Genomic DNA, 1673 nt, shown 5'->3' on the forward strand with positions numbered 1-1673 from the left:
TCCAGCCGGTCGCGATCGCGCCGGGGTACAGCGCGGTGATCGCCGTGATCCGGGTGAGCGGGTGGTTGCGGTCGGCGGTGCGCGGGACCCACAGGCCTCGATGGTGCGGGACGAGGCCGCTGGAGTGCAGGCGCCGCCCGCGTTCGGGGACGAGGTCGCGGGTGCGGCGGGGTGACGGATCGGGGCGCATGGGGCAAGCGTCGACGACGACGAGCGTGGCATCCCTCGTCCATCCCGCGATTTCGGCATCGTCTGTGGAGACGGGCGGCCCTGTGGAGCATCGGACCCGCCGGCCCGTCGAGAAGAGCGTTTCGCGCACCTCCCTTTCGGCCGATGTGAGCCGAACAGACTTCTCGTTGGTCGGCGATGACGAGGTGGGGCGTTGGCTGCGAAGGCGCGGGGGCGGTGTGACGAGAGTCGCTGGAGGGCCCTCGCAAGGCCGGTAGACTGGGCGATCATCGGCCGACCCGAGCGCAGGGTGGAGCTCCCACCCGCGGGCGGCCGACAGTAGAGCCCCCCGCGGGCCACGAGCACACCAGGAGATGACCTCAACGATGACCACTGTCGCCGTAGTCGGAGCCACGGGCCAGGTGGGGCGCGTGATGCGCGCCCTGCTGGAGGAGCGGGAGTTCCCGGCCGACGAGGTGCGGTTCTTCGCCTCCGCGCGGTCGGCGGGCACCACTCTGCCGTTCCGCGGCGAGGACATCGTGGTCGAGGACACCGCTGCCACCACTGACGAGGAGCTCGCGGGCATCGACATCGCCCTGTTCTCGGCGGGCGGCACGATGTCCAAGGAGCAGGCGCCCAGGTTCGCGGCGGCCGGCGCCGTCGTCGTCGACAATTCCTCCGCCTGGCGCAAGGACCCCGACGTCCCGCTGATCGTCTCCGAGGTCAACCCCGAGGCCGCGCAGAACCCGCCCAAGGGCATCATCGCCAACCCCAACTGCACCACCATGGCCGCGATGCCGGTGCTCAAGGTGCTCCACGACGCCGCCGGGCTCAAGCGGCTCGTCGTCTCCACCTACCAGGCCGTGTCCGGGTCGGGTCTGGCCGGCGTCGACGCGCTCAACGACCAGGTGACCGGCAACATCGGCGCGGGCCACGAGCTCGTGCACGACGGGCGGGCACTGAGCGTGGACGACAACGGTCCGTACACGGCGCCGATCGCGTTCAACGTGCTGCCGATGGCGGGCGCGCTGGTCGACGACGGGTCGGAGGAGACCGACGAGGAGCAGAAGCTGCGCAACGAGTCGCGCAAGATCCTCGGCCTGCCCGAGCTGCGTGTGGCCGGCACCTGCGTGCGCGTGCCCGTGTTCACCGGTCACACGCTGAGCATCAACGCCGAGTTCGAGCGCGACATCACCCCGGACCAGGCGCGCGAACTGCTCTCGACCGCGGCGGGCGTGAAGGTCGTGGACGTGCCGACCCCACTGGACGCGGCGGGCATCGACGAGTCGCTGGTGGGCCGCATCCGCCAGGACCAGTCGATCGAGGGCGACAGGGGCCTGAACCTCATGGTGGCGGGCGATAACCTGCGCAAGGGTGCAGCGCTCAACACCATCCAGATCGCGGAGTTGCTGGTCAGGTAGCGCGCCCGCCGCGGTTCCCACCCCCGCCTCGATAAGAGCGTTCCGCGCACCCGCCTCTCGGGCGATGTGTGCGGAACGCTCTTC

General features: G+C 70.8%; 1 protein-coding gene and 1 pseudogene. One reads left to right on the plus strand and one right to left on the minus strand.

Annotated features, from left to right (window positions below):
- Positions 1 to 190: pseudogene (locus tag G6027_RS11330) on the minus strand (hypothetical protein); the annotation flags it as partial.
- 364 nt (positions 191 to 554) lie between these two features.
- Between G6027_RS11330 and G6027_RS11335 the strand changes: the two are divergent.
- Complete coding sequence (locus tag G6027_RS11335; RefSeq protein WP_182637279.1) at positions 555 to 1589, plus strand: aspartate-semialdehyde dehydrogenase; 1035 nt, start codon at positions 555 to 557, stop codon at positions 1587 to 1589.
- Positions 1590 to 1673: the final 84 nt, after the last annotated feature.

This window comes from Dietzia sp. SLG310A2-38A2 (assembly GCF_014145095.1).
In the GTDB taxonomy this organism is placed as follows: Bacteria; Actinomycetota; Actinomycetes; order Mycobacteriales; family Mycobacteriaceae; genus Dietzia.